Annotated in this window: 1 protein-coding gene; it reads left to right on the forward strand. The window is 36.6% G+C overall.

What is annotated here, in order from left to right; genetic code table 11:
• The coding region (locus B4W83_RS00765) for a ZmpA/ZmpB/ZmpC family metallo-endopeptidase (RefSeq protein WP_083022213.1) at window positions 1-4,538 on the forward strand (4,538 nt) is incomplete at its 5' end.
• Between the last annotated feature and the right edge of the window lie 149 nt (window positions 4,539-4,687).

Consider the following 4,687-nt stretch of genomic DNA (forward strand, 5'->3'; position numbering starts at 1 on the left):
CGGCAGCCTTGAATGGACAAGGGACTGACAAAGAGCCATTACGAACAGCCGCAACAACAGATGCGACAGCTACCAAAGAGACAGCTAAGTATCAAAATGCAACAGCAGACAAGAAAAAAGCTTATGATGCAGCATTAGAAGCCGCTCAAAAAGTTCTAGCAAAAGCAGGAGCTACACAAGCAGAGGTGAATGCAGCTAAGCAAGCAGTAGAGAATGCAAAAGGTCAATTGGATGGAGTGGCAAGCGACAAGTCTGCCTTGAATGCCGAGCTTGGTAAAGAATCTGGCACGAAAGAATCTGACAAGTATCAGAATGCAGACCAAGCTAAGCGTACTGCCTACGATCAAGCACTTGCGGCAGCGAAAGCTGTAGCAGCTAAAGAAGGTGCAAGTCAAGCAGAAGTTGAGAAAGCTAAGAATGACTTAGTCGCAGCAGCGGCAGCCTTGAATGGACAACCAACAAGTAAAGATGAGTCAAAAGACGAAACTTCAACAAAACCTGAAAATTCTGGTAATGCAACAACAGAGAGCGGACAAACAGAACCAGAACAACCAAAAGGAAATTCAACTGAGGATGTTTCAACCGAATCAAACACAGCCAATTCAAATGGAAACGAAGAAATTAAACAAGAAAATGAAGTAGAACCTGATAAAAAAGTAGAAGTTCAAGAGAAAACAATAGAACTAAGAAGTGTTTCTGATGTGGAGCTCTATAGTTATGAAGGAGATCGGTCAAGACAGCATACAAGCTTGGATAAAGTACCAGATAATAAATCTGCTTATTTCATTAAGGTGAAGTCAGCTAAATTTAAAGATGTACTGCTTCCAGTTTCAAACATTGAGGACACTACAAAAGATGGCAAACCAGTCTATAAAATCACGGCTAGATTGGAACACTTGAAGCAATCTGTAGATAATCAATATCAAGACAATTTTACTTATTATCTTCCAAAAGTTGTTCAAAACGACAGCCCTATCTACACATCATTTAAAAAATTAGTAACTGATATGAATAGTAGACCTGATGGAACTTTCACTCTGGGCGCAACCATGAATGCTCGTGAGGTTGAGTTAGGTGAAAACCAAGAAAGTTACGTTACAAGTAAATTTACCGGGACATTAATTGGTAGTCATCAGGGTAAACATTATGCTATCTATAATTTGAAAAAGCCATTATTCAATAGATTAGAACACGCTACTGTTAAGGATCTCACCTTAAAAGATGTCAATATTTCTGGTAAGAATCATGTCGCATCAGTTGCTAAGGAAGCCACAAATTCTTCAACTTTAGAGAACGTTCACGCAAATGGAATCATTGCTGGTGAGCTAGGTATCGGAGGACTTGTCCAAAAAGTTGATAATTCTACAGTAAGAAATAGTAGCTTCACCGGAAGAATAACTAATACCTTTGTTACAACTTCTCAGTATGCAATTGGTGGTCTAGTCGGTCAATTAACTGGTACGAATGCTAGGGTAGATCATTCTATAGCATCAGTAACCATTTCAAGTAATGGAGAACATTCTAATCAAACCATTGGTGGAATTGCAGGTATCGTAGAAAATAATGCAACTGTAGCAAATAGTTATGCTGAAGGTGAAATAAATAATGCTAAACCATTCGCTAGAGTTGGTGGAGTTGCAGGTTCCCTTTGGACAAATGGCTCTAGCACGGAGGACAATTCTGGGATTCTACAAAATGTTCTCAGCGATATGAATATTACAAATGGGAATGCGATTTCTGGTTACCACTTCAATGGTATAAAGGAAACAAATGTCTATAGTAATAAAGAAAACAAAGTAGTCAATGTTCAACAAGTTGATGATGAGGTGATGTCAGTTGATTCCACTGTAGAACGTGGTACTGAGATTGAAAAAACAGCAGTTCAAGCTAAGAAAGAGAAGATTACTAAAAAACACACTGTCACAGTGGAAGATTTCACAAATTCTGCTAAACAGGATGTAGATTATACCAAGGCAGCTCATTATCAGGAGACAAGAAAAGTTGCATATAAAAATATAGAAAAATTATTACCTTTCTATAATAGAGATACCATTGTAAAATATGGAAATCAATTATCAACTGATCATAACCTGTATAAGAAAGAACTGTTATCTGTTGTCCCTATGAAAAATGAGGAAGTAGCCTCAGATATCACTTCAAACAAGAATTCTATCAATCATTTATTACTACATTACAACGATGGAACATCTGAGAAAGTAAACGTAACCTACCATAGTGACTTTGCAAATCTGGCTGAGTATAATATTGGAAGTACAGGTCTAGTATACACACCAAATGCTTTCCTAAAAGATTACACATCTATAATAGACAGAGTTAAAAACGACTTAAATACAGTACAGTATAATCCAACTGCTCTTAAGAATTTGTTAGGAATCTCTGATAATATTAAATTAACAGAACTCTATCTAGATGAGCAATTCGCTAAAACCAAAGAGCACTTAACTGAAACTCTTAAAAAATTACTTTCAGCTGATGCTGCTGTTTCTGGAAATAATGATATAATTGACAATTACATTGTTGATAAAATCAAGCGAAACAAAGAAGCCTTGATGCTCGGATTAACCTATCTAGAACGCTGGTATGATTTCAAATTCGATAAGGCTAGCGCAAAAGATTTGCTTATGTTCCATATGGATTTCTTTGGTAAGGGAAATACCTCTCCTCTTGATACGATTATTGAACTAGGTAAATCTGGCTACAACAATCTCTTGGCTAAAAATAATGTGGTTACTTACAATGCCTTGTTAACGAATAATTACGGTACAAAAGACCTGTTTAGTTCTTTAGAAGGCTACCGTAAAGCATTTGCACCTACTCAAACTAACAATGACTGGTTTAAATCACAGACCAAGGCTTATATCGTTGAAGAAAAATCTAATATTCCAGAAGTGAGGGCTAACCAGGAAAAAGCTGGTAGCAAGTACTCTATCGGTGTCTATGATCGAATCACTAGCGACAGCTGGAAATACCGTAACATGGTACTGCCTCTACTAACCTTGCCAGAAAGATTAGTATTTGTCATTTCAACTATCTCTAGCCTAGGATTTGGTGCTTATGATCGCTATCGTAATAAAGATCATCAAGCAAGTGGTGATCTGAATAGCTTTGTTGAAAAGAGTGCTCACGAAACTGCCGAACGTCAACGCGATCACTACGATTATTGGTATCGTATTCTAGATAAGGAAGGGCGTGAGAAGCTTTACCGAAATATCTTGCTTTATGATGCCTATAAATTTGGAAATGATAATACTGAAGGAAAGGCTACAGAAGTGGCAGGTTTTGATAATCCAAATCCTGCAATGAAACATTTCTTTGGTCCTGTTGGAAATAAGGTTGGGCATAATGGACATGGAGCTTATGCCACAGGGGATGCCGTTTATTATATGGGTTATCGTATGTTGGATAAGGATGGAGCTATCACTTATACTCATGAAATGACGCACGATTCAGATCAGGACATCTATCTTGGAGGCTATGGTCGAAGAAGTGGCTTGGGACCAGAGTTCTTTGCCAAAGGCTTATTACAAGCACCAGACCATCCAGAAGATGCGACAATCACCATCAACTCAATCTTGAAACATTCAAAATCTGATAGTACAGAAGGACAACGATTACAAATACTTGATCCAACTACGAGATTTAAAAACTCTGATGATTTGAAGCAATATGTCCACAATATGTTTGATGTCGTTTACATGTTGGAATATCTTGAAGGAAAATCTATTACAGAGAACCTTACCAATTATCAAAAAACGAAAGCTCTCAGAAAAATTGAGAATAAGTTTGTGAAAGATCCAGCAGATGGAAATAACGTATATGCGACAAATGTTGTCAGAGATCTGACAGTAGAAGAAGCTGAAAAACTACGTTCATTCAATGATTTGATTGATAATAATATTCTTTCGTCTAGGGAATATACTTCAGGGAAATACGAAAGAAATGGTTACTATACTATCAAACTATTTGCACCGATTTATGCAGCATTAAGTAATGATGACGGAACGCCAGGTGACCTAATGGGACGTCGTATGGCCTATGAACTATTAGCTGCTAAAGGCTTTAAAGATGGTATGGTACCTTATATCTCAAATCAATACGAAGAAGTTGCTAAACAAAATGGTAAAAAAATAACTATTTATGGTAAAGACCGAGGATTAGTTACAGATGAGCTTGTCCTTCGAAAAGTATTTAATGGTCAATATAAAACTTGGACACAATTCAAGCAAGCTATGTATAATGAACGTGTAGCTCAATTTGATAGACTGAATAAAGTTACTTTTAATGATCCAACAAAACCTTGGACTAGTTTTTCTACGAAAACCATAAGTAGTGTTACAGAGTTGCAGCGATTAATGGATGAAGCTGTTCGAAAGGATGCAGATGAGGATAGATATTCTTGGAGTAATTACAAACCAGAATTTGATAGTTCAGTTCATAAGTTGAAGAGAGCGATTTTTAAAGCTTATCTTGACCAAACTGATGATTTTAGAAGTTCAATTTTTGAAAATAAAAAATAGTGTTTACTATTAGGAAATAAAAATTGAATGTAGAGAATTAGAATTGTCATTATTAAAAAAGATAAATTTTCCATTCGGAAAATAAAATGTATTGTTGGTTCGGTGTTACTCGGAAGTGTCTTGGTTGCACCGTAACCGCCCAATAACGA

Source organism: Streptococcus pseudopneumoniae ATCC BAA-960 = CCUG 49455, assembly GCF_002087075.1.
Lineage (GTDB): Bacteria > Bacillota > Bacilli > Lactobacillales > Streptococcaceae > Streptococcus > Streptococcus pseudopneumoniae.